We start from the raw sequence: 24,741 nt of genomic DNA on the forward strand, positions 1-24,741 counted from the left end.
ATAAAAAAAGCTGACAATCGTCAGCTTTTTTTGATCTGTAACTTTCATTTTATTTTTCAGCTTCCGGAGATTTTTCCGTTTTCTTTATTTTGATGGTAAGCTCTTCTTTCTTTTCATCCAAGTCCATAAAGATGCTGTCTCCTTCTTCCAGTTTGGAGTTTACGATTTCCTCGGCAAGGGCGTCCTCAATATATTTTTGGATGGCCCGCTTCAAAGGTCTGGCTCCATACTGCTTGTCAAAACCTTTATCGGCTATATAATCCTTGGCTTTGTCCGTAAGGCTCAATACATAGCCAATATCCTTGATTCGCTTGTACAGTTTGTCCAATTCAATATCAATGATTTTGTGGATATCTTCTTTTTCCAAGGGATTGAAGACAATTACATCATCAATACGGTTAAGGAACTCGGGGGCAAAAGCCTTTTTCAATGCGCTTTCAATAACGCTTTTCTGATGGCTGTCTTCCTGCGCTTTTTTAGCAGCAGTTCCAAAACCTACACCTTGTCCAAAGTCCTTCAACTGACGTGCTCCAATATTGGAGGTCATGATGATGATGGTATTCCTGAAATCTATTTTTCTTCCAAGACTGTCCGTTAAGAAACCATCGTCCAATACTTGCAACAGCATATTGAAGACATCTGGGTGAGCCTTTTCAACCTCATCCAAAAGAATGACGGAATAGGGCTTGCGCCGAACTTTCTCTGTCAGCTGACCCCCTTCTTCATACCCAACATATCCGGGAGGTGCTCCCACCAATCGGGAAATAGCGAATTTTTCCATGTATTCGCTCATGTCTATCCGGATAAGTGCGTCTTCAGAATCAAAGAGTTCCTTGGCAAGAATCTTGGCCAATTGGGTTTTACCAACCCCTGTCTGGCCCAAGAAAATAAATGAGCCAATGGGTTTGTTGGGGTCTTTCAACCCGGCACGGTTACGCTGGATGGCCTTGGCCACTTTGGCCACAGCCTCATCCTGACCGATGACAAAACCTTTGATCAAATCGGGCAATTTGGCCAATTTGTTGCTTTCGGTCTGTGCTATTCGGTTCACGGGAATGCCACTCATCATGGAGACCACATCGGCTACATTGTCCTCACTTACGGTCTCCCTGTGGAGTTTGCTTTCTTCTTCCCAACGCTCTTGCGCAGAAGCCAATTCCTTTTCGAGACGTTTTTCGTCATCCCGAAGCTTGGCGGCCTCTTCGTATTTCTGTTTTTTTACAACGCTGTTTTTCAGCTCGCGGACATCTTCCAATTGACTTTCCAGTTCCAAAATCTGTTTTGGAACATCCATGTTTACAATGTGCACACGGGAACCAGCCTCATCCAAGGCGTCTATGGCCTTGTCTGGCAAGAATCGGTCTGTCATGTATCTATTGGTCAACTTAACGCAGGCCACAATGGCCTCATCGGTATAGTTGACATTATGGTGATCCTCATACTTGCCTTTGATGTTCATCAGGATTTCAATGGTTTCCTCAACGCTTGTTGGTTCTACCATTACCTTTTGGAAACGACGTTCCAAGGCGCCATCCTTTTCAATGTACTGTCTGTATTCATCAAGGGTGGTGGCTCCGATACATTGAATTTCCCCTCGGGCCAAAGCGGGCTTGAACATGTTGGAAGCATCCAAACTTCCTGTAGCACCACCGGCACCTACAATGGTGTGGATTTCATCAATAAAGAGGATGATGTCGTCATTTTTTTCAAGCTCGTTCATCACCGCTTTCATGCGTTCTTCAAACTGTCCGCGATATTTGGTTCCTGCTACCAACGATGCCAAATCCAAGGTTACAACGCGTTTGTTGTATAGGATTCGGGATACTTTTTTGTTGATGATGCGCAGGGCCAAGCCTTCGGCAATGGCACTTTTTCCCACTCCTGGTTCACCAATCAGCAAGGGGTTGTTCTTCTTTCTACGGCTCAAAATCTGGGATACACGCTCAATTTCCTTTTCCCTTCCCACAACCGGGTCCAATTTATTTTCCTCGGCCAAGCGGGTAAGGTCCCTTCCAAAATTATCCAGGACAGGGGTTTTGGATTTTTTGCTTCCCTTTTGGGACGAGCCGGAACCGAATGTACTTTCCTTGGAATCCCCTCCTTCATCAGGGTCACTTGGAAAAGATTCGGCCTGTGGGGAATCTATGTAATCATCATCACTGGTGATCATGGATTTGAATTGTTCCTTCACATTATCGTAGTCCACCTTGAGCTTGTGCAGCAATTTTGTGGTGGGGTCGTTTTCGTTTCTAAGGATGCAGAGCAATAGGTGTGCTGTATTTATAGAGGAACTCTGGAACAGTTTGGCCTCCAAGAAAGTGGTTTTCAACGCACGCTCTGCCTGACGGGTCAGATGTAGGTTTTTCTTGTCTTTTTGCATGGTTCCCGAAGTGGGATTTGCAGGACTAAGAATTTCCACTTTTCTGCGTAGGTGGTCCAAATCCACATCAAGGGCATCCAAAATACTAATGGCTTTGCCGTTTCCATCTCTTAAAAGACCGAGCATAAGATGTTCCGTACCAATAAAATCATGGCCCAAACGTAGGGCCTCCTCCTTGCTATATGCTATAACATCTTTTACTCTGGGGGAAAAATTATCGTCCATACCTTTCTTTTTCGCAACTAAAATTAATAAAAGTATTGTTACTGTGGTCAAATACCGTACCCATTATCGATAAACTAGTGGTAAATGTCGAAATAAAGGTCGTTTTTTAACAGTTTAACAAAGCTTTATCAAAAGAAAAGAGCACTTGGATAACTGTTGATAATTTTTTTAATAAAGTAGATCCCAAAGGTTTGGAAAGGGCCTATTTTCCGTATATTGCCATGATATTTTAACCACAAAAAACTATAAGATTTTAGCATGGCGGAAGGAGAAAAGTTAATTCCTATCAATATTGAGGATGAGATGAAATCTGCCTACATTGATTATTCAATGTCGGTCATTGTGTCACGTGCCCTGCCAGATGTTCGTGATGGACTCAAACCAGTTCACAGAAGAGTGCTTTTTGGAATGCATGAATTGGGAGTTAGATCAACCAGTTCACACAAGAAATCGGCCCGTATCGTTGGGGAGGTCTTGGGTAAGTATCACCCGCACGGGGATACTTCGGTCTATGATACCATGGTACGTATGGCCCAAGAGTGGAGCCTTAGGTACATGTTGATCGATGGTCAGGGTAACTTTGGTTCCGTGGACGGTGATAGCCCTGCGGCCATGCGTTATACCGAGGCCAGAATGCGCAAGATCGCTGACGAGATGTTGGCCGATATTGACAAGGACACCGTTGATCACCAACTTAATTTTGATGACTCGCTGCAAGAGCCAACCGTATTGCCTACCCGTGTTCCCAATCTTTTGGTGAACGGAGCTTCAGGTATTGCCGTGGGTATGGCCACCAACATGCCGCCCCACAACCTTTCTGAAGTGGTGGACGGGACAGTGGCCTATATAGATAACCATGAGATAGAGATCGATGAACTGATCACCCACATAAAAGCTCCTGATTTTCCAACCGGAGGTATCATTTATGGGTATGATGGGGTAAAGGAGGCATTCCATACCGGTAGAGGTCGGGTGGTCATGAGGGCCAAGGCCTCTTTCGAGGAAGTTCAAGGAAGGGAGTGTATCATTGTTACCGAGATTCCCTATCAGGTGAACAAGGCGGACATGATCAAGAAGACCGCCGATCTGGTCAATGAAAAGAAGATTGAGGGAATTGCATCCATCCGTGATGAATCGGATAGGAAAGGAATGCGTATCGTGTATATCCTTAAGCGGGATGCCATCCCCAATATTGTGCTGAATATGCTGTACAAGTATACAGCACTTCAGTCTTCCTTCAGTGTCAACAATATTGCATTGGTCAATGGAAGACCGCAGTTGTTGAACCTCAAGGAAATCATCCATTATTTTGTGGAGCACCGACACGAAGTGGTGGTTCGACGAACCAAATATGAGCTGCAAAAAGCTGAAGATCGTGCCCACATCTTGGAGGGACTTATCATCGCATCAGACAATATTGATGAGGTGATTGCCATTATCCGTGGCTCTGCCAATGTGGATGAGGCGCGTAACAGTTTAATGGAGCGTTTTAAGCTCACCGAAATACAGGCTAAGGCCATCGTGGAGATGCGTTTGCGTCAACTTACAGGTCTGGAGCAGGACAAATTGCGTGATGAGCATGCCGAGTTGTTGAAGACTATTGAGGATTTGAAGGACATTCTGGCGAAAAAAGAGCGTAGGATGCAGATCATCAAGGATGAACTTCTTGAAGTCAAGGAGAAATATGGTGATGAAAGAAGGTCTGAAATCAACTTTGCGGGAGGAGACCTAAGTATAGAGGATATGATTCCGGATGAGCAAGTGGTCATTACCATTTCCCATGCCGGGTATGTCAAGAGAACACCACTCACCGAATATAAGACCCAGAATAGGGGAGGAGTGGGCCAGAAAGCGTCCTCTACCCGAAATGAAGACTTTTTGGAGCACCTATTTGTGGGTACCAATCACCAGTATATGTTATTCTTCACGCAAAATGGGAAATGTTTCTGGATGCGTGTCTTTGAAATTCCGGAAGGATCCAGAACCTCAAAAGGTAGGGCCATCCAGAATTTGATCAATATAGAACAGGACGATAAGGTGAAAGCCTTTATCTGTACCCAGGACCTTAAGGATGAGGATTACGTGAACAGCCATTATGTGATTATGGCCACCAAGAAGGGAACCGTAAAGAAAACCTCTTTGGAGCAATACTCACGACCTCGCCAAAATGGTATCAATGCCATAACCATAAAGGATGGTGATGAGCTTCTTGAAGCCAAATTAACAACAGGGACAAGTCAGATATTCCTAGGATTGAAATCGGGTAAAGCCATTCGATTTGAGGAAGGCAAGACCCGCCCCATGGGAAGAAATGCATCCGGGGTACGCGGTATTACCTTGGCCGATGACCATGATGAGGTGATCGGAATGGTTTCTGTCCATAATTTTGAAGACGATATTCTGGTAGTTTCCGAGAATGGTTATGGAAAACGATCCTCTCTTGAGGATTACAGGATTACCAATAGAGGTGGTAAAGGAGTCAAGACAATCTCCATTACCGATAAGACGGGTGGTCTTGTAGCCATTAAAAATGTTTCGGACACGGATGATCTTATGATCATCAATAAGTCTGGAATTGCCATTCGAATGAGTGTCGAGGATCTTAGGGTCATGGGAAGGGCAACACAGGGTGTGCGTCTTATCAACCTGAAGGATTCAGACTCCATTGCTGCGGTTGCCAAAGTCATGAAAGAAGATGGTCCCTTGGATGAGACCAATATCATGGATATAGAGGTCAAGGGCGAAGATGGCACGGCTATTGATAATGACAACGAGGAAAATAAATAATCGATAAACACTAAATAATTACATTTTTGACATGAAGACTAAATTTTTGATACTAATTGCCATGGGGGTTTCAGTTATGGGTTACTCTCAAAAAAATGAGATCAAGGATGCGGAAAAAGCCCTGAAGGGTGGAGATGCCGCAGCGGCCAAGACTGCTTTGGAAGCGGCTGCGTCCACGATCGATGCTGCTGATGAAAGGGTTCAGGCCCAGTATTATGCCGTAAAAGGAAATGTATATTCCGATTTGGCCCAGAAAGGGGATGAAACTGCATTTCAACCCGCTATAGATGCTTACAACAAAGTGATTTCAGTTGAAGAGGCCAGTGGTAAGGAAAAATATACCACCGTTGCCAAGCAGAAGCTGGCACAGATCACCGGTGACTTGGTAAACGCCGCCGTTGAGGACAACAACAACCAGAAATTCAAAGAAGCTGCGGCAAAGTTGTACATGAGTTACAAATTGAGCCCGGCCGATACTATTTACTTGTATTATGCTGCCAGTAGTGCCGTTAATGGTCAGGACTATGACAACGCATTGAGTTACTACAATGAATTGAAAGAGATGGGTTATGATGGTAGCGGGGTTACCTATACAGCGGTAAACATTGAGACCGGTGAAGTGGAGACCATGGATAAAGCAACTCGTGACCTATATGTAAAGGCCAACACGCACAAAGATCCAAATGAGGAAAGAAGTCCTTCCAAAAAACCAGAGATTGTAAAAAATATCGCTCTGATCTACCAACAATTGGGAGATAATGAGAAAGCACTTGCAGCGTATTCCGATGCTAGGGCAGAAAACCCAGATGATGTAAACTTGGTTTTGGGAGAGGCCAACCTTCATTACTCCATGGGAGATAAGGAAAATTTCAAGAAGTTGATGGCGAAAGCTTCCGAAATGGCGCCTGACAACCCAGATTTGTTGTACAACATTGGAGTGATCAACATGGAACAAGGAAACTTGGAAGATGCACGGGACGCCTATAAAAAGACATTGGCCATTGATCCAGGATACATCAATGCCCTTTTGAACCTTTCCACTACCTATGTGAACGAAGGTAACGGACTTATCGATGAAATGAATGCGTTGGGAAGCTCAAAGGCCGATATCGCCAAATACGACGAGTTGAAGGGAAAGAAGGACAGTTTGTTTAAGGAAGGTGCCACGGTTTTGGAAAATGCCGTAAAAACCAATCCTGATAACCAAAGTATCCTATCACAATTGAAGAACATCTACGGAGCTTTGGGAGATACCGAGAACTTTATGCGTATCAAAAAGCTTTTGGGAGAGTAAATCGCTCCAATTTGTAAAAATAGAAAGGGACCATTTTGGTCCCTTTTTTTATTATATGATTTTCTTGATTACCCTAAGCTGATGGGTGTACCGTTTTTCTTCGGTATTGAAAATACCTGTGTGGTCCAAACGATCGATTCGGACATGCCCGTAGGTGTGGATGATATAATTGTCCTTTAAGATGATGCCAACATGGTCTATAACTCCCTCATTGTTATCAAAAAAGGCAAGGTCGCCCGGTTCGCTTTCCTCAATGAAACTTAAAGGTTCCCCTTGTTTGGACTGTCCTTCCGCATCCCTGCAAAGGGTAATCCCATTGATCTTATAGACCATTTGGGTAAATCCCGCGCTGTCTATGCCAAAAGGCGTTTTGCCTCCCCAAAGAAAAGGGGCTTTTAGGTACAGAAAAGCTACATCTACCAGTTCATTTTTTTGGGCATGCCCACTTACGGAACTACCCTCAAAGGAATGGTCCAAGAGTGTTGATGAAGAAACCATGGAGCCCAAAACAATGGGAAGTAGCATGCCATCTTGACTGCAGACATGGGAAACTATATCTGGGGAAAGTTGTTGGTTTTCGGGGTTCTCGAACGCTTTGTAATCCTCCTCTGTGATGAATTTAAACTGATGGTTGGAAACCCATCCCTCGCATTGGTCATGCGCTATCCTGATGCGGCTCCATTTTTTTCGACTTTCCAAAACCTTGAAATGTTCCCCATACAAGAGCTGGGAAGTCATTTCAGAGCTATCCTCGGGAAGTGTTCTAATGGGCACAATGCTCAGTGGGCAAATTCCATATTGCATTTACGGATGATATTGGATGGCTAAATTCTTTCCAAAATTAAGGCTGATGCACCACCACCGCCATTGCAGATAGCGGCTGCACCTAATTTGGCATTGTTCTGTTCAAGCACATTGAGCAACGTTATGGTAATCCGCGCACCGGAACAGCCCAATGGGTGTCCCAAAGAAACTGCGCCACCGTTTACATTTACGTTGGAATCCTGTAGTCCCAAAATCTTCATATTGGCAAGGCCCACAACAGAAAACGCTTCGTTGAACTCAAAGTAGTCGATATCCTCCAAAGATACCCCGGCACGATCCAGTGCTTTGGGAAGAGCCTTGGCAGGTGCAGTGGTAAACCATTTGGGCTCTTGGGCCGCATCGGCATACCCTTTTATGTAAGCCAAGGGTTTCAAGCCAAGTTCTTTCGCTTTGTCCTCACTCATCAGCACCACTGCGGCGGCCCCATCATTGATGGTGGAGGCATTGGCGGCAGTAACCGTTCCATCTTTGGTAAAGGCGGGTCGCAATGCGGGGATTTTATCTATTTTTACATTGGTATATTCCTCATCCTCGCTCACAACAATGGGTTCTCCTCGACGTTGTGGGACTTCAACGGGTACTACTTCATTTTTGAATTTTCCAGCTTTCCACGCCTCGGCAGAACGTTGGTAGGATTGTATGGCAAAGGCATCTTGATCTTCTCTGCTAAATTGATATTCCGTAGCACAGGCATCGGCACATACCCCCATGGCATTTTGATCGTAGGCATCTACCAAACCGTCTTTTTGCATTCCGTCCAGCAGGGTGGCAGGACCAAACTTCAACCCATTGCGCATATAGGCATAATGTGGGATGAGGCTCATGTTTTCCATGCCGCCGGCCACTACAATGGAATTTTCTCCCAATGCAATGGATTGGGCGGCTTGCGTAATGGCTTTCATTCCGGATGCACATACTTTGTTCACCGTTGTACAGGGAACCGTATCCGGAATCCCGGCATAAATGGCGGCCTGTCGGGCAGGAGCCTGACCCGTGCCGGCCTGTACCACATTCCCCATTAAAACCTCTTCGACCTTTTCTGGAGAAAGTCCGATCTTGTCCAATGCCCCTTTAATGGCAACCGCACCCAATTTAGGTGCCGGTATGGTGGACAATGCTCCCATAAAACTACCTATGGGCGTTCTAACAGCTGAAACGATGACAACTTTGTTCATATGTGCATTTTTACGGTTACGAAAATACTAAAATTAAATCCAAAGGGTAAGACGTGATTGTACGGCACTCCTTAATATATATTTTCTATTTTTGGGGATATCAGCATACGATATGGGAAAAGCTTTGGACAATGTATATAAACATCAATCACTTGCCTACAAGTATTTTCTCTATCTGGTATCTGTAGCCCTCATCGTTTTCTTTTTTCCTAAAGGCGGAAAATTTAAGTACGAATTTCAAAAAGGAAAGCCATGGCAGTATGAAAATCTTTATGCTCCCATTGATTTTTCGATCCAGAAAAGTACAGATGAGATTGCCCAGGAACAGCTTTCCATCCGCAATACCAAAACGGACTATTACAATTTTGATGCATCCATTGTTAGCTCGATAAAGAGCAATGTGCAAAAGGAACTGGAACAGTTGGCCACTTCCAATGCGTATTCGGCGCGGCAGCAACGAAACATGCTCAATGTGGGTATGGCGGTGATCGATAGCATTTATGCCAAAGGTGTTTTTGAAAACAGCCCGGGTTCCAATTCCATTGTTTTGGTGCGGAACAACGAGGCCATCCCCATGGCACCCAACGATTTTATCGATTTGGAAGGGGCAAAGAGACAGGTGTCTTTGCAAATTTCCCGTTCCAACGTGGTGGATAAGGCAGGGTTGGAAAATACGGTTCAATCCAACATAAAGCCCAATCTTTTCTATGATGAAACCTTGACAGAAAGTGCCTTGCAACAGGAGCTATCCAAGATATCCTACACAAGGGGAGAGGTATCGGAAGGGAGGCTGATCATTGCCAAGGGCGAAGTGGTCGAGGCCGAAAATTTCAAGATCCTCAATTCCTTGAAGGAAGAATATGAATCGGAACTTTGGCAAGGCAACAACTACTATTACATCATGTTGGGCTATACCATTTTGGTGGCATTGGTATTGATCATGTTGTTTCTTTTTCTCAAGCGGTATCGAAATGAAATTTTTAAGAACAATAATAAGGTCACCTTTATCTTTTTCAACATATTGCTCATGGTGTTGGCCACAACACTGATGGTAAAGAACAATGAGAGCTATGTATATGGGGTTCCATTGTGTATCCTACCCTTGGTGCTCAAGAACTTTTTTGATGCCCGACTGGGGCTTTTTGTACATGTACTTACCGTGTTGATTCTTGGTTTTGTGGTACCCAACAGCTTCGAGTATATTTTTCTTCAGATCATAGCGGGTATCGTTACCATTTTAACCGCCTCAGAACTGTATAAGAGGGCCAATCTCTTTATTTCTGTTGGGCAGATTACCCTAATATATATTATAGGCTATTTCGCCTTCCACGCGATCCATGAGGGAAATCTGGAGAACATTGAATGGATATTGTTTGGGGTATTTGTTCTAAATGGACTTTTGACGCTTTTTGCCCAGCCTTTGATCTATATGTTCGAGAAATTATTCGGTTTGATATCCGATGTGTCCCTGTTGGAGCTTTCAGATACCAATTCCAAGTTGTTGAAGAAACTGTCGGATAAGGCACCGGGAACGTTCCACCATTCGTTACAGGTGGCCAACCTTGCCGAAGCCGCCGCAAATGAGATTGGTGCCAATGCCATGTTGGTCCGGGTGGGAGCCTTGTACCATGACATCGGAAAAATGGAAAAGCCGACCTTCTTTACGGAGAATCAGGTCACCAATGTAAATCCGCATGATGATCTGCCGCCAAGGGAAAGTGCCAAGATTATAATAGACCACGTGATTCAAGGAATAGAAATTGCAAGAAAGAACAATCTCCCAGATAGGATCATTGATTTTATAAGGACCCATCACGGTACCACACTGGTGTACTATTTTTATAAAAAACAACAGGAACTTGAGGCTGAGGTGGATGATAATGATTTTAGGTATCCAGGTCCAATTCCCTTTTCAAAGGAAACTGCCATCCTGATGATGTCGGATGCCGTGGAAGCTGCGTCCAAGAGTTTAAAGAATCCCACTTTTTTGGTCATAGATGAATTTGTGGAGAAAATTGTGAAGGGGCAGATGCAGGCCAATCAGTTTTTAAATGCCAATATTACCCTAAAGGAAATCGAGATGGTGAAGAAGATATTGAAGCAAAAACTGACCAATATCTACCATCTTAGGGTCGAGTATCCGGAGTAAAGTCCATAAAATCAATTCCTAATTAAAAAAAACGGAAAATAGTTGCGTTCTTTCGGATGAAAAGGTACATTTGCATCCGCATTTTTAGAGTGCAAGTTCATAAGAAGTATTGGGAGAGGTGCCGGAGTGGTAACGGAGCAGATTGCTAATCTGTCAGCGCGTAAGTGCTGCCTGGGTTCGAGTCCCAGTCTCTCCGCTGTTTCCTAAGATATTTGGAATTAAATTATGTTCGGGGTGTAGCGTAGCCCGGTTATCGCGCCTGCTTTGGGAGCAGGAGGTCGCAGGTTCGAATCCTGCCACCCCGACTTAACTTATTTAAGTAAAATCAAAACACTGTTAATCTTATGATTTTCAGTGTTTTGTGTTTTTAGACATATCGTTTGAATTCATTTAAAACCATCTAAAATCATATCAAGCGTGTTCCCATCGGGAGCAAACACTTACAGTTCTTGTTGTAACTTTAAATGACTTTTAGAACCATATTTCTTGTGTTTTGACTTTCACAGTATTCACACTCTAAAAGGTTACAACATGCAGAAAAACAATCGTTTAACAATCAATTTCTTTACAAGGAAACACAAGGTGCAATCAGAGAACCGGATTGTCTATTGTAGAATCACCATCGATGGTGAACGCACCGATTTTAGCATAAATCGGGAAATCAAATCCAATTTATGGGACAATAGCCGTAAAAGAGGCAAGGGATTTTCCAGTTATGTGATTTCCCTTAACAAGTACCTGGACCATATTTATACAGGCCTACATGAGGCCCATAGGCTATTGATGGTGGAAGAGAAGGTAATAACTCCATTAGCCATAAAAGCAAGGTTCTTTGGGGAAGATGATGGAGGCAAAACTTTGAAACAATTGATTGCTTACCACAATGGAACCATGCACACTTCGTTGCGCCCGGGAACCAGAAAGAACTACCATATTACCGAAAGGTGCATAAATCTCTTTTTAAAGGAGGAATATGGTGTGGAGGATATAAAGCTCAAAAAATTGAATTACCGTTTTATATCCGACTTTGAACAGTATCTAAGAAAGTACAGGCCATCTACTCGAACCAAGTGTACTAATAACGGGGCCATGAAGCACATGGAACGGCTTAAGAAAATGTCAAGGTTAGCGGTAAGGATGGAATGGCTTTCAAAGGATCCCTTTGGGAACTATAAACTGCACTTTGTCAAAGCCCAAAGAGAACATTTGACGAAAAGAGAACTTGGACTCATAGAAGAAACCAGTTTTACAAAACAAGGTGTTGAAAAGACGAAGGATGTATTCCTGTTCTCCTGTTATACAGGCTTATCCTATATAGATGTAAAAGCACTTAGTCCCGACAATGTTATCAAAGGTATAGACGGCAATGATTGGTTGTTTACCACAAGGACGAAGACCGATGAAAGACTCAAAATACCATTGCTGCCTCAGGCAAAGGATATCATCAAGAAATATGAAGGATCTTCTGAAAGGAAAATCAACAATATCCTTTTACCCGTTTTCAGTAACCAGAAAGTGAATTTCTATCTCAAAGAGATCAGTAAAGCCTGTGGAATCCGAAAAAGGGTCACATTCCACACGGCAAGGCACACTTTTGCAACAACGGTAACCCTATCCAATGGAGTCCCAATAGAAACAGTCTCCAAACTGCTCGGCCATACCAAATTGTCCACTACCCAGATCTATGCAAGGGTACTGGAACACAAGATAGGGGAGGACATGCAGAATCTAATGGAACATATGCAGACTAGCCAATCAGCCGAAGGATGATTAGGTAGTATTTATTCGGTCCCGCTCGCGGGACAAATGAATAGCAAGAGGGTGATGCGCAGATTGCGCCATCACGGTTGTTTTCGGGTATTCAACACGTTGAATGCCAGTTGGTTGAATGGATTTTGGAATATTGTGCAAAATCAGGGGCTACAGTAGACTTTTCCGAAATCTACAGTAAACCCTTTGGGAAGCCCCGTAAACATTGAAAATTATTCAAGGAAAAATTGACGCAAATTCACGAAAAAGCAAAAAACCACACCTATGGAAAAGCAATCAACAAATGACAGGACAAGGAAAGCAACCGGGTATTCCAATATCACGGTAAACAAGGAAACGGCCACACGCTTTCGCGGCTATTCCAAAAGGTTCAACAAATCCCATAGTGAGGTACTGGATGGGATGGTCACCTTTTTCCGGGAAAACAACCTTGACCCCTTTGGAGGGGGAACAAGGATTGTCCTTGACCATATCAAAAAATTGGAGCGTCAGATGATGAAAAAAATCGACAGGCTCATCGCCATTGTCAAGAACATGGAAAAGACCAGTATCCGGCCCACATATGAAATGATGCTGATCCTTTACGAGGCCTATGTAAAGGATGGGAGGAAACCGAGACGGGAACCCGTCCAGATACAGGAAGAGCGAATGGACTTTTTGGAGGCTAGAAACACCGTTCCGAAAACAGAGCATGATAGAATGCTGCAAGAATTAAAAAACTATAAAAAGCACTGCAATGAAATCATTAACAATGTGGAGAAGGTGGAGCCAATGATGGGAAAACCCTATTTAAAAATAAATATGGGCATCGGGGATTTTGAAAGCTTGAAAAATCAATTAAGATAACGGCCATGTACCTTACCATCTCAGCACAGAAAATAGGCAGCACCTATAATTCCAGTGTAGGGAACTATGTGGACTATCTGGAAAAGGAAAACAAGGACAGGTCACCCGAACTCAGGGAGGAATTCTTTGACCAAGAGAACAACAATGTAAGCCCTCAAACGGTCATCGATGAAATAGATGCCAATACGGCCAAGTTAAGGCAGAAAGACCCAAAATTCTATTCCATAGTGGTCAGTCCCAACCAAAGGGAACTGAAGGCCATTGGCAATGACCCAAATCAACTAAGGGAATATACAAGGAAACTAATGGAGGATTATGCCAAGAGTTTCCATAGGAACCAAGATGTCAAGGCCGAGAACTTAAAGTATTATGCCAAAATCGAGCATGAACGCACCTATAGGGGCTTTGACAAACAGGTACAGGAGAATGCGCCTTTCCGAAGGGAAATAGCAAGGCTAAGGAGCGAGATACGGAAAGTGGAACGGGGCGAATCCATCGGGAATGTCAATGAACTTGAAAAAAGAATCAAAGAGCAAGAAAGATTGGCACCCCATAAACAGAACGGGCAACTGGTGGCCGCCGGAATGCAAAAGGAGGGGCCACAGACCCATATCCATATCATCGTCAGTAGAAGGGACGTAACGAATACCTACACACTTTCACCAATGGCCAAGCACAGGGCATCCGAAGTGGAACTGAACGGAAGGACGGTCAAGAGGGGATTTGATAGGGACGGTTTTTATCAAGCAGCAGAGAAGGCCTTTGACAGGACGACAGGCTTCAAAAGGAACTATGTGGAATCCTATGTAGGGAGAAAGGCCCATGCCAAGGAACCGGGGAAGTTCTTTGCCAAGGTCATGGGACTGCCCACCAAGGAAAAGGACATGGCCTTTAAACTTCTAAAAACGATGGGTGTCAAAGCTCCCAGTATCCCGACCAATAAAGTACAGATGGCGGCCAAGATCATCAAGGCTCTTGGAAGGGGCATTGATAAGGCCAGAGGTGCAGGTGAGGACATGGGCTACTGAAATCCAAAAAGTAGGTTGCGCCCTTTCGGGTTTTTGCTTCACGCTTATCTACAGGAACGCTACAAAAACCCGATAGGATCCATGCGCAAAAGTTGGGGGTAAGGATTTGGGACACTTGCAGCGCAAAACCTTGTTTTGCTTGCTCAAATAAAGTATAAGCACTATGGTTGTTAGTTTAATCTTTAAACAATGAGTTTTCAATTGGTCCCTTTTGATAAAACGGCTTAAAAAAAGCAACACCATTTTGTGAATCCCAAAATTGAGCTTTTAGCCATAAAACCTCGTCTAAAGTAAATTGGCTTTTGTGACACATCCATGCCTTTTTTGCAGTTTCAAAATGAATTTTTTCTATTGGAATCCTGAAATTCAAGTATGAAATGTCAACCATCGCCATTTCCACATTGTCTTGAATTGTTATTTCTGTTGTATACAGCTGATGCGGCTTCCCATCCCATTGTTTGCTTCCAAATACTTCGCTAACAATAGTATTAACAATTCGATGGTCTAAATGACCTGTGCCTCCAGAAGGTCCCCAGGTTAATACTACATCAGGTTTGATATCCTCAATTAATTTTTGCACTTCTTTTTTGGCTCTATCGATTTCATTCATCATGGCTTCCATGCCTTCTTCAAATTTGAATTGATCATAAAAGCCCATCATAATCGGAGGATTAACCCCTAGCTCTGTGGTGGAACAATTCATTTCTTCAATCCTAATGTTCGCAAGATTATCTCCGGCAGAAATACCTGCATGTGTGGTCACTCCCAACCTACCATCCGTAACGATTGCAATATAAATGGATACCCCTTCAGAAACATACTTTGCCAATAGGGGAGCAGCTGACATTTCATCGTCAGGGTGAGCAAAAATTGCTAAAAGCGTTCTTTTGTCTGTAATTTCATTTTTGCCTTTGTATGATTTTCCATTAGCAGAAATGACAAAAAGTAAGAGTAGAAAAAATGAACATTTTTTAAGGAGTTTTACCATGATTTTTTTCATATCAAATTGCTTACTATAACCTATATGGTAACCTTTTGAGGTTTTTATTCTATTTAAGAACTTTTAGAAATGTTGTTGCTTTACTTCGTGTTTTTAATCTTATTTAAAGTATTGGTAGCCCGGATTTTTTCCCAAGACCCATCTTTTGCAGCTACAATAGCTTTTTCATAATTTTCTATGGATTCTTCCTTATTATCAAGAACCATATTTATATACCCTAATGATTCATGGAAATGAAAATCATTATCAGTTAAATCGTTCTTTTTGATATAGTCCAAGATTTTCAAAGATTGAAACAATCGTTCATTTTTCGATTTCCAAATAGTCCTGTGATTATTCAAAAAACTTACATAGTAATAATCAAATGGTTGATTGTCATAAGCTATCCGTGCCTTAGAAATCAAAGAGTATGGAACCCAGTTCAAATCTTCTTTGATTTTATCTGCCTTGTCTGGATGGGCATTAACCAATTGCTCAAATAGCTTTAATCCCTCATCAACGCCATTTTTTTCTATCTTATTGATAATCAAATTATAAAAATAGTTTTTGTCCGCTCTTTCAAAAGTTAATTCAGCAAAGTTTTTCTGCTTAAAAAAACTTCCTAAGTTTTCAATCCTAAAACCTTTTTTCAGTTCCTTTTTGAGGTCAATTGTAACTGTTTCCCTATAGTTGTGAAACCAATTAATGTAAATTTTAAGGTTTTTTAAATCATAGACATTTGAATATTGTGTAGACAGGCTTCCTTCCTGATGAACGTCATCCAAAATATCTCTGAACAGCGAAACGGAAATGTCATTTGCTCCAGAAAGAGTCCTATCTATTTTATCATATCGCAAACAGTCATATTTTTCATCTTTCAAATCACAAATATTAAAATTCGTAGTAATCTGATAATTTCCTGTTTTTGGCACAATAGTTTCAGCATTAACGATTACAGATTTTCCAGATGCATCTGCCATAAGCATTTGCGAGGCAGGAGCTGCAAATTTGTGTTTTTCAAGGAGAACTAACGCCTCGTCTACATTTTTACATGAGACTAAAATTTCAGTCATCCCCAGAAAGTCAATTTTTTGATTTTCCAGTTCTATTTTTGGAATAGCGGCAAAGTCAAAGAACAATCCATATTCATTCATCCCTGCTTGGGCTTGCATATTGTTTTTTCCAAAAAATACGGCGCCGTATTTTTCTTTGGTTGCAGGAACAAACCACATATTATGATAAGAAGTGTATTCGTCTTCATTTGCTCCGACAAGAACATGCCCATTTTTTGAACAGGTAAAAATAGAACAGGCAATGATTGTTTGATGTATCATCAATACACCGCACAATAAGCCCAAATATTTATAACTTCTTTTCATAATTTGTCTTTATTATTAGTTACTAATTCTTCCTGAGAACAAGTATTCTTGAAGAGCTAAGTCCATAAGAAACCCATTATCATTATTTGTCAAAAGAATAAACCCCACCTTTTTTTCCAATTGCAAAGCGAATCTTGCTTGAAAATCTCCGTTATTTCCTCCATGATGAATAATTCTGCCGTTTGGAGTATCCTCTAGTTCAAATCCCAGGCTATGCCACTGTCTATTTCCCCCAAAAAAATGTAGGAATGGCTCTTTGTTCTCTATCTGAGGCGCAAACATTTTTTTATAGCTTTCTTTTGCCAATCCTTTACCTTGCATAATACCTATCATGAATTTACTCATGTCCATAGTATTTGAATACATGCTCCCTGCTACCCAAGCTTCTCTATTTAAATCCCAAAACATAGGATAATCCCCAGTATGGCCAACTACAATATTTGGCATCAGCTTATTAATGGCAGAAAATGAGCTGTTGTTAATACCTATGGGCAAGAACACTTCTTCATCGATTACTTCTTGTATTCTCTTCCCCGTTATTTTTTCAACAACTCTACCCAGGTATTCATATCCCTCTCCTGAATATTGATAGTTTGTTCCGGGAGTAAATAAAAGTTCCCCATCATTATTGGACTTCCAACCGTTAGGCCCTCCCCAAAGCCAATTTGGCAAACCAGATTGATGGCTTAAAACATGTCTAGCGGTTATGAGCTTTGACCTTTCATCTTTCTGTATTTGCTCAAATGGTAAGTATTCGAACAAAGGGCGATCTATATCGATAAGGCCTTTCTCTACGAGTCGATTGACGGCAAAAGCAAAAAATATTTTTGAAACTGAGGCTATCTCGAATATTGAAGAATTGCTAACTGGTTTTTGACTAATGGTACTTTCGACGCCAAATTGTTTATTATATATTAGTTTTCCATCTTTAACGATAGCCAAACTAAGACCAGGAATGTTTAAATAGTTTTTATAAGTCTGGACAAATTGGTCTAATTCAAAAGATTTAAATGTATCACTATCAAAGAGAACTCCCCTTTTAGGTATTAAAAAACTCGGGGCCGAATAATCATGGAGTTTTAAAGTGTCTATTTTATTTATACTTTCTGTTGATACTTCAAAAATCACGTTTTTATATTCATCAAGCCTCACTTTTTGAAACGATTCATTATTCTTCGGACTCAGAACATTAACGTTTTTAACAGCTGAAAATACTTGATAAGTGCCTTTCGGTAGCTTGGTTGTATAATGGCCTAGAGAATCTACATTGGCAGTGGTCCACATTGAATTTGAGGATTCTGAAACAATCTTTACTTTGGAAGGTAATGTCAAAGCCACATTTGACTGCCAAGATATCACACCCTCTACTTTCTCTATGACCGCATTTTTTTCAGTAAGTAGAACATCTCCTAATCTAAATGGCATGGCAATTTTTGCGCCGCCAGAACTCCATACCAAGGATTCTGTTTTTTCTGTTTTCGATTCAACATTCTGGACCATAAAATCCAAACCAATGGATCTGTTGGAAAATAAATCTTTTCCTAGATGGATTTGCCATTCATAAACGGTTAAATCTTTCTTATGCTTAACCTGGACTTTAATGTCTTGCGGAGATAGTCTACTATTGACGGGGTCCCAATTATTGTGAACCTTTCTGATCATATATCCAGACTGACTCGCCGCAATGCCAACAACTCCAGAATCCCCTCTTGGGTTATGGTCGAAATCCAAATATAAAATCTGTCTGTCCTCCGGGTTCCACCAAATATCTTCATTCGCATTGGATACAACGTTATCATTATCTTCAACTTCTACAGCGATATATAAATTTTGTTCCGATAGGTTGTATCCGATACGAAAGAAAGCTTTAGTACTAGCTGGTGCTCCTAGAAAATTATCGATTTTAACTCGCTCTATACTTTGTGGCCAGTCATTAAGCTTCCCATCTATTTTAACTCCTGAAATAGGATATGCAAAAGCTATTTTCCCTGTATGGGCAAGTAGGTTTTCGGAGAAAAAAATGATATAGACACAGAAAAGGAACCATTTAAAGTTTATCATTATATTCTAGAGTTATTAATTATTAACGTCATAAAAGTAACACCCTCATATGTGCTAAAATAGAATGAGATTAGCTTCATAATATTTTCAACTTTCTTGTAGGTAAATATCAAAATTGATGCGCACCTCACCATTAATCCCAATTGGTGTTATTGGTAAGATTCTTTTTTTAGCTTTTTCTAAAGATGCCCATCTATCATTTTCAATTTTTGGATCTCCTTTAAAATATATTTGTGATATCAGCTCTTTATGTCTTCTCCCAGTAACCCGAAAGTGGATGTGGGCCGATCTGTATACTCCTTGTAACAAGTATTTGCTTGGGAGTATGGTTGAAAAGGAATATTTCCCCAAAATATCTGTACACAACTGCGTTCTATATTTGTATTCCTCCGTGTCCATATCGTATCTTCCTTCCGAATCACAATGCCAAATCTCAACAATTGCATTTTTTATTAGAGTTTGGCAGTCTGGTTCTAAAACCCGTCCTTCTACGATTAAAGGTGTGCCCTGGACTTCACTCTTTATTAAGTCTGACCTAAAAGAGGCGTTTTCCGATAATAAGGACCCAAAATATCGCTTGTGGTTTCGCAATCTCCTTTGAATCCTATACTTTGGGACTTAACAACCGAACCAAACATGGAAATGGAAAACGCCGATAGAAAAGCGCCTTTAACAAATTCATTTATATTCATCTCTACTTAGTCTTTTGTTGTTTCCGGACAAATATTTCCTTGGCTTGATGGAATCTAAAGTCAGTGATATACTATTCACATGAATCATCATATAATCTCCAAAAATCCAAATCTTGGAAGTCAAAACTGAAATCAATTGTTGAGGATATCCCCTTAATTAAAATACGTGTGGCTTTCCCACACTTATCCAAATAGAATGATATTAATGCATCCGCATTCATGTCTTTATATTCCCATTTAATGGCATAAGTGTTGGTTTCATAATGATACAATGGGCCATTCAATTTTGGAGATCTATGCGATTTAAACCACAATAGATTTTCTTTTTCAAAAATCTCAACGTTCCCAAACCACTTGTCTTTAAAAATCCCTGTATACTTATCAAGTTCAATGCTTGAACCATAGTTTTTCTTTGCAGTCTTCCAGACCTTTTCTGTTTCTGAATCAGTTCTATTGGCTTGGTTTTTATAATTCTGTAAATAGTGGTCGATCCAATTATAGTAATCTAACCCAAGATAACTGTCAATAATTGACTGAATAATTGATTCATATAAAAAACTCCCCCCAGGCTCAGTATTGGTAAATACAGCAATGCCTAAGTTTATGTCAGGAATCATTACAATTTTGGAGCCCACTCCCGGTAAGCTTCCTGTATGATAGACAAGCTTGTTCCCCTTGACATCCATTAAGTTCCACCCTAGGCCATATCCTGCAAAGTGGGAGTTGTATCTTGAGCTTTTATTAGTTTGGTAAATAGTATGCAGCCTCCACATTTCATTGTGACTTTCCTCACTAAACAAGCTCTTATCCAATTTCTCACCATATTTACCTTTATTGAGGTGTAAATTCATCCATTTACATATATCCGAAACACTTGAAAAAATACCTCCTGCTGCTCCATTGGCAGTGGTTTTAAAATTAGATAAAACCCTCAAAGTTTCGCTAATCATTGTATGGGGCTTGGCTGAGTTAGTCTCGTCCAGGATATAATCTAAAGAAGGAAAAGTGTTGTCCATCATTAAAGGATTAAGCACATTCCGTATTACAAATTCCTCCCAAGTCATTCCGCTCTTTCTTGCAATAAGCTCCCCGGCTACCAAGTACAACAAATTGTCATAATCAAATTTTGTTCTAAATGCTGATTTCGGGTTAAAATGCTGAAAGTTCACCAATATATCATCTATCGTAAAATCAGACCCATCAGGCATAAACATCAAATCACCAGCCCCAAGTCCCAATCCACTTCGATGAGTAACCAAATCCTGAATATTAAAATTTTGTGTTACATAATCATTGTACATTTTAAACTCCGGTATATGTTCAATAACCTTATCCTGCCATGATATCTTGCCTTCTTCAACCAATATGGCAAGTGCAGTGGTGGTAAACGCCTTGCTGTTCGAAGCAATAGCGAATAGGGTATTTTCATCAATTTCTTCTTTAGTATAATTGGATTTTACTCCATACCCCTTAATGTGTATAATCTTCCCGTCTTTTACAATTGCAACGGCTGTTCCAACAACATTAAATTTCGTCATTGCTGTTTTAACCAAACTATCCACTTTTTGAGAGGTTATTTGCCCATATGTTTGTGTATGGGCCAAAAGACTTATTAGCATCCCCAATGCGTAAATGGTTTTCTTTCTAAGAAAAATATCAATCAGATATGCCCTATCTGTTTCGTTCATTATTTAAGCCTCTCTCATTTTTTGCTTCTTGGCGCGGGATACTGTTCTGGTGCAATCTATAAAGCAAGTCATCTACATCAATATTCCCTCCGGATAGAATAACCCCAATTTTTTTTTCATGAAACAACTTCTTTTTTTTCGTTAATACAGCCACTGCAACTGCACTAGATGGCTCAATAATGATTTTCATGCGTTCCCACACTAACCTCATGGCCTTAACTATTTCATCTTCGGTTACCCTAACAATCATCTCAATCCCATCCCTAATTATCGGAAAGTTCACCTCCCCTAAATTTGTTTTCAATCCATCCGCAATTGTATTTGTTGATGAATTGGATTCAATTGCCCCGTTCCTTAAAGATCGATATGCATCATCCACCTGAAAAGGTTCACCTCCGATCACCCTACAAGTGCTTTTGCCGTAGTACTTAACAGCAATTATAGTTCCAGCAACTAATCCACCTCCCCCAACTGGAGTAAGAACGTAATCCAAATTTGGATGAACTTCCAACAGTTCTTTGCAGGAAGTAGCTTGTCCCAAGATTATATTCAAGTCATTTGAAGGGTGGACTAAAGTTGCTCCTTTTTCCAAACAAATCCGCCTTGCGGTTCTTTCCCTATCATAAAGTGTTGGTTCACATTCAATGATTACACCACCATATTCTAAAACCCCTTCTTTTTTAACTTTTGGTGCATTTCTTGGCATTACTATGTAGGATTGGATTCCAAATTTATGGGCAGCCAAGGCTAACGCTTGTGCAAAATTTCCAGAAGAATGTGTTACTACACTGTTCAGTCTTTTGCTATCAGTTAAATGTTTGAGCGCATTTAAGGCTCCCCGGACCTTAAAGGATCCTGTCTTTTGGAAATTTTCACATTTGAAAAATATTTTGGCCCCAGTTATTTTATTAAAATAATTTGACGAGATTACAGGGGTGTTATGTATGTATGGCAAAATATTTTGATGGCATGTAGAGAGTTGTTTTTCAATTATTGGTTCATCCATGGTTTGTAAATTCAAAAAAATCATTTTAGAAGAATTTTCCGGTTTCCAAATTTCTATTTATATCTAAATGAGATTTTACCACTCCATGCATTGTGATATAAATTCCCTTTTCCAGTAAATTGGTGGCGGCAATAGCGCTTCCTAGATTTATTGGCGCATCAGAGTTGCTAAACCTTTCCGGTCGGATTGCCCCAGTAATTATAACCAGTTTATCCTTTACAACCTTGTTCAAGTATAATGCGGTCTGAATCATCGTATCGGTACCATGGGTAATTATAAATTTCACTCCATTATCATGTCTTATTAAATTTGCAATCTCATCTAGATCTTTTTTCAGAAGCTGTGAACTATCCTTTTGACAGGCGGTAACTATTTTATACTCGAAAGCAGGTTCGAGTTTATCCATAATTCTTTGAATTGCAGGTTCGCCAAATTCAAATGCCCATCCTTTAGTTACTTTTGGGTAATCCTTGTCAATGGTTCCTCCTGTTTGGATAAAAGTGATTTTCATTTAAAATATTTTCGAGGTGAAATCCCTTCTGTTTCCCATTTCTCACAATGAGGGCAAGTCCCATCTTCCCTTATCGATTATAAATTAGGAACATGACGAAATTATTATTATGAAAATCTAAAAAATAGAATGAGATTAGCCGGAATAGTTACTGCATCTCACGTAGGTCTTTTGGAAGAAATCCTAAAAACCCTTTAAAGCTCCGGGTAAAGTGGCTCTGGTCGGAAAACCCGCAACTATATGCAATTTCTGTAAGAGGCATTTTGGATCTCCTAATTAGGGAAACGCTTCTTTCAACTTTTAATTTGCGCATAAACTCCCCGTAAGTGCAAAAAAAATACTTTCTAAAATGTTTGGAGATGGTTACTGGATGAACATTTAAAGCAATTGATAGTTCTTCAAGGGATATCTGTTCATCCCATCTATCATTTAACATTTCTGCAAGTTGCCTTACCCAGTCAGGTCGGTTTATAGAACATTGCTTGCCCAAAAAACATAATTCCAAAATTAGAAACTTAATGGTCTCGTGGCTATTTGAGTAACATAGGTCAAGCTCTTGCAAAATCTTTAGAACCAAAAACTTTGCATCTGGATTCTTATTAATGGCAACATCTATCTGATTGGACGAAATTTCGTGTCTAGAAAAAAAAGTGCTTTCAAATTCAATATTCAAGTTTTTTGAGGTTTGAGACCGAAAGATTGTTTCATGAGGCTCACCAGCTTCATAAAAAAAAATATCCCCAGCTTTTCGCTCGTATGATTCTCTTTTGTTTTTTTCTATATCTCCTCCTTCAAAAACAAATGAAATATGTGAGTTTTCATGGCAATGAAACCCCCCTTCATTGTTTCCGGCAGTATATTGTGTTTTACTGAATAATGTGTTGTCTACATTTATTCTTTCAACGACATTCCCAGTATAAGCTCCTTTATACAATTGGCTATAAGTACACATTGAAATTAATATTATGATTAAATCATTGGGATTTGAAAAATGAAATAGCCCAAATTATAACTCTCAAGTTCAAACAAATACTATTCTTTATCCTGACAGATATACTAAATGGCTTCAAAATTTACGCCAAAAACATATTTTATTGATAATCAAAACTATAGAGTTATTAGTGGATTTAATTTAATGTTTTATGTTAAAAATTTGGACAAACTTGTCGAAAGAATTGACATAAAAGACCTTTGAAATCCTAACACTAAGAAATTCTGTATTTTAAATACATCTTTAAAGCATAAAACCTCAATGCCATATAAGGACGATTTAATTTTTAAAGTGTCACAAGTTCTGGGGATTGTTCCATTATTTACTTGAAAATTATGATTTTCTTTGGGTTGCCTATACTTTTAGATACATGTTGCAAGTAGATGTAGTCAATTTACTATATTAAATAAACAAGCTTTTAGATTTAAGCTTTATTTGTTCCACAGAATCTACAATATCATTTAAATCCAAAATTTCCCCATGGATTATTAGAGTATTATCGAAAGAGTTATACCCTCTGTGGCAAGATTCTCCAATTGATGAATATAACGATGGATTCATTGCCAAATCAGTGTAAGAGTAGGTTTCCTTGTCTTCAAAAAAATCATCTAATAATTCATCATAATGTTCAAACTTATTCCTGAATTTTCTGCTTCTTAAAACACTTTCAGGGTCGATTTTTATAAGTTTCCTAAGTTCTTCGCCCCTTTCTTTATATTTTGATTTTGCTGGCCATAGAATTTTAGAAATATTACCTGATGATATTAAAATGGATTGTATACTTGACCAAACGGCAGTTTTATCAAAGTCATCAACAGCTTCCTTCAACCTCTCGTAAGAATTCGATACAAGTTCAGCTTGGAAAATCAATTCCGAAACAAAAGCACCTACTCGAATAAGTTTCATTGTTGTTTTAAACTCTCAGGAAATAAGATTTAAAAGAATAATCATAGCG

The 24,741-nt window shown here is 40.3% G+C and carries 18 protein-coding genes and 2 tRNA genes; 8 read left to right on the plus strand and 12 right to left on the minus strand.

Going from position 1 to position 24,741, the window contains the following annotated elements; genetic code table 11:
* Nucleotides 1-49 precede the first annotated feature (49 nt).
* Nucleotides 50-2,605 carry an ATP-dependent Clp protease ATP-binding subunit gene (locus DN53_RS10135; RefSeq protein WP_129654165.1) on the minus strand — a complete coding sequence of 852 codons (2,556 nt, stop codon included), beginning with the start codon at nt 2,603-2,605 and terminating at the stop codon, nt 50-52.
* A 258-nt stretch (nt 2,606-2,863) separates the two neighbouring features.
* On the opposite strand from DN53_RS10135, the gene gyrA reads away from it, so the two are divergent.
* Together gyrA and DN53_RS10145 are read left to right on the plus strand one after the other, a co-directional pair.
* Nucleotides 2,864-5,392, plus strand: coding sequence for a DNA gyrase subunit A (gene gyrA / locus DN53_RS10140; RefSeq protein ID WP_129654166.1), 2,529 nt, complete (start codon nt 2,864-2,866; stop codon nt 5,390-5,392).
* Between the two features lie 31 nt (nt 5,393-5,423).
* Nucleotides 5,424-6,686, plus strand: a complete 1,263-nt coding sequence (locus DN53_RS10145; RefSeq protein ID WP_129654167.1) for a tetratricopeptide repeat protein — start codon at nt 5,424-5,426, stop codon at nt 6,684-6,686.
* A 51-nt stretch (nt 6,687-6,737) separates the two neighbouring features.
* Here DN53_RS10145 and DN53_RS10150 read toward each other — a convergent pair whose 3' ends face one another.
* Together DN53_RS10150 and DN53_RS10155 are read right to left on the minus strand one after the other, a co-directional pair.
* Nucleotides 6,738-7,490 carry a C40 family peptidase gene (locus DN53_RS10150; RefSeq protein WP_129654168.1) on the minus strand — a complete coding sequence of 251 codons (753 nt, stop codon included), beginning with the start codon at nt 7,488-7,490 and terminating at the stop codon, nt 6,738-6,740.
* A gap of 20 nt (nt 7,491-7,510) precedes the next feature.
* Nucleotides 7,511-8,686, minus strand: a complete 1,176-nt coding sequence (locus DN53_RS10155; protein WP_129654169.1) for an acetyl-CoA C-acyltransferase — start codon at nt 8,684-8,686, stop codon at nt 7,511-7,513.
* A 112-nt stretch (nt 8,687-8,798) separates the two neighbouring features.
* Between DN53_RS10155 and DN53_RS10160 the strand changes: the two genes are divergently transcribed.
* From DN53_RS10160 to mobB, 6 genes are all read left to right on the plus strand, one after another.
* A complete protein-coding gene (locus DN53_RS10160; protein ID WP_129654170.1) occupies nt 8,799-10,835 on the plus strand; it encodes an HD family phosphohydrolase in 2,037 nt (678 codons plus the stop codon).
* 112 nt (nt 10,836-10,947) lie between these two features.
* A tRNA-Ser gene (locus tag DN53_RS10165) sits at nt 10,948-11,031 on the plus strand.
* Between the two features lie 34 nt (nt 11,032-11,065).
* Nucleotides 11,066-11,140 (plus strand) — tRNA-Pro (locus DN53_RS10170).
* A gap of 226 nt (nt 11,141-11,366) precedes the next feature.
* Nucleotides 11,367-12,605, plus strand: coding sequence for a site-specific integrase (locus tag DN53_RS10175; RefSeq protein WP_129654171.1), 1,239 nt, complete (start codon nt 11,367-11,369; stop codon nt 12,603-12,605).
* 264 nt (nt 12,606-12,869) lie between these two features.
* Nucleotides 12,870-13,451: a BfmA/BtgA family mobilization protein gene (locus DN53_RS10180; RefSeq protein WP_129654172.1), complete on the plus strand. Its 582-nt coding sequence runs from the start codon at nt 12,870-12,872 to the stop codon at nt 13,449-13,451.
* Nucleotides 13,452-13,456: 5 nt separating this feature from the next.
* Nucleotides 13,457-14,479 carry a MobB family relaxase gene (mobB, locus tag DN53_RS10185; protein ID WP_129654173.1) on the plus strand — a complete coding sequence of 341 codons (1,023 nt, stop codon included), beginning with the start codon at nt 13,457-13,459 and terminating at the stop codon, nt 14,477-14,479.
* 175 nt (nt 14,480-14,654) lie between these two features.
* Here the strand turns inward: mobB and DN53_RS10190 are convergent, their stop codons facing one another.
* From DN53_RS10190 to DN53_RS10230, 9 genes are all read right to left on the minus strand, one after another.
* Nucleotides 14,655-15,479 (minus strand): PIG-L deacetylase family protein, encoded by an 825-nt coding sequence (locus DN53_RS10190; protein ID WP_129654174.1) that lies wholly within the window; start codon nt 15,477-15,479, stop codon nt 14,655-14,657.
* An 80-nt stretch (nt 15,480-15,559) separates the two neighbouring features.
* Nucleotides 15,560-16,837: a carcinine hydrolase/isopenicillin-N N-acyltransferase family protein gene (locus DN53_RS10195; protein ID WP_129654175.1), complete on the minus strand. Its 1,278-nt coding sequence runs from the start codon at nt 16,835-16,837 to the stop codon at nt 15,560-15,562.
* 15 nt (nt 16,838-16,852) lie between these two features.
* A complete protein-coding gene (locus DN53_RS10200) occupies nt 16,853-18,898 on the minus strand; it encodes a serine hydrolase (RefSeq protein WP_129654176.1) in 2,046 nt (681 codons plus the stop codon).
* 87 nt (nt 18,899-18,985) lie between these two features.
* The gene (locus DN53_RS18200; RefSeq protein ID WP_165357359.1) at nt 18,986-19,489 is read right to left on the minus strand and encodes a dioxygenase family protein; all 504 of its coding nucleotides are present in this window, start codon (nt 19,487-19,489) and stop codon (nt 18,986-18,988) included.
* 172 nt (nt 19,490-19,661) lie between these two features.
* Complete coding sequence (locus DN53_RS10210; protein ID WP_242502113.1) at nt 19,662-21,278, minus strand: serine hydrolase; 1,617 nt, start codon at nt 21,276-21,278, stop codon at nt 19,662-19,664.
* On the minus strand, nt 21,262-22,284 hold the full coding sequence (locus tag DN53_RS10215) for a threonine/serine dehydratase family protein (RefSeq protein WP_207211107.1): 1,023 nt from the start codon (nt 22,282-22,284) through the stop codon (nt 21,262-21,264). The genes DN53_RS10210 and DN53_RS10215 overlap by 17 nt, the downstream gene beginning before the upstream one ends.
* Nucleotides 22,285-22,309: 25 nt before the next feature.
* Nucleotides 22,310-22,795 carry an asparaginase domain-containing protein gene (locus DN53_RS10220; RefSeq protein ID WP_129654177.1) on the minus strand — a complete coding sequence of 162 codons (486 nt, stop codon included), beginning with the start codon at nt 22,793-22,795 and terminating at the stop codon, nt 22,310-22,312.
* A gap of 148 nt (nt 22,796-22,943) precedes the next feature.
* Entirely contained in the window at nt 22,944-23,747 is an 804-nt protein-coding gene (locus DN53_RS10225) for an AraC family transcriptional regulator (protein ID WP_129654178.1), read from the minus strand.
* Between the two features lie 441 nt (nt 23,748-24,188).
* The gene (locus tag DN53_RS10230) at nt 24,189-24,692 is read right to left on the minus strand and encodes a hypothetical protein (RefSeq protein WP_129654179.1); all 504 of its coding nucleotides are present in this window, start codon (nt 24,690-24,692) and stop codon (nt 24,189-24,191) included.
* Between the last annotated feature and the right edge of the window lie 49 nt (nt 24,693-24,741).

Origin of the sequence: Flagellimonas olearia, from assembly GCF_004150225.1 — a bacterium.
Taxonomy (GTDB): domain Bacteria; phylum Bacteroidota; class Bacteroidia; order Flavobacteriales; family Flavobacteriaceae; genus Flagellimonas; species Flagellimonas olearia.

Coding starts and splice junctions, on each gene's coding strand:
- DN53_RS10135 (WP_129654165.1), bottom strand. CDS start 2,605: ATGGACGATAATTTTTCCCCCAGAGTAAAAGATGTTATAGCATATAGC.
- gyrA (WP_129654166.1), top strand. CDS start 2,864: ATGGCGGAAGGAGAAAAGTTAATTCCTATCAATATTGAGGATGAGATG.
- DN53_RS10145 (WP_129654167.1), top strand. CDS start 5,424: ATGAAGACTAAATTTTTGATACTAATTGCCATGGGGGTTTCAGTTATG.
- DN53_RS10150 (WP_129654168.1), bottom strand. CDS start 7,490: ATGCAATATGGAATTTGCCCACTGAGCATTGTGCCCATTAGAACACTT.
- DN53_RS10155 (WP_129654169.1), bottom strand. CDS start 8,686: ATGAACAAAGTTGTCATCGTTTCAGCTGTTAGAACGCCCATAGGTAGT.
- DN53_RS10160 (WP_129654170.1), top strand. CDS start 8,799: ATGGGAAAAGCTTTGGACAATGTATATAAACATCAATCACTTGCCTAC.
- DN53_RS10175 (WP_129654171.1), top strand. CDS start 11,367: ATGCAGAAAAACAATCGTTTAACAATCAATTTCTTTACAAGGAAACAC.
- DN53_RS10180 (WP_129654172.1), top strand. CDS start 12,870: ATGGAAAAGCAATCAACAAATGACAGGACAAGGAAAGCAACCGGGTAT.
- mobB (WP_129654173.1), top strand. CDS start 13,457: ATGTACCTTACCATCTCAGCACAGAAAATAGGCAGCACCTATAATTCC.
- DN53_RS10190 (WP_129654174.1), bottom strand. CDS start 15,479: ATGAAAAAAATCATGGTAAAACTCCTTAAAAAATGTTCATTTTTTCTA.
- DN53_RS10195 (WP_129654175.1), bottom strand. CDS start 16,837: ATGAAAAGAAGTTATAAATATTTGGGCTTATTGTGCGGTGTATTGATG.
- DN53_RS10200 (WP_129654176.1), bottom strand. CDS start 18,898: ATGATAAACTTTAAATGGTTCCTTTTCTGTGTCTATATCATTTTTTTC.
- DN53_RS10210 (WP_242502113.1), bottom strand. CDS start 21,278: ATGAACGAAACAGATAGGGCATATCTGATTGATATTTTTCTTAGAAAG.
- DN53_RS10215 (WP_207211107.1), bottom strand. CDS start 22,284: ATGGATGAACCAATAATTGAAAAACAACTCTCTACATGCCATCAAAAT.
- DN53_RS10220 (WP_129654177.1), bottom strand. CDS start 22,795: ATGAAAATCACTTTTATCCAAACAGGAGGAACCATTGACAAGGATTAC.
- DN53_RS10225 (WP_129654178.1), bottom strand. CDS start 23,747: ATGTGTACTTATAGCCAATTGTATAAAGGAGCTTATACTGGGAATGTC.
- DN53_RS10230 (WP_129654179.1), bottom strand. CDS start 24,692: ATGAAACTTATTCGAGTAGGTGCTTTTGTTTCGGAATTGATTTTCCAA.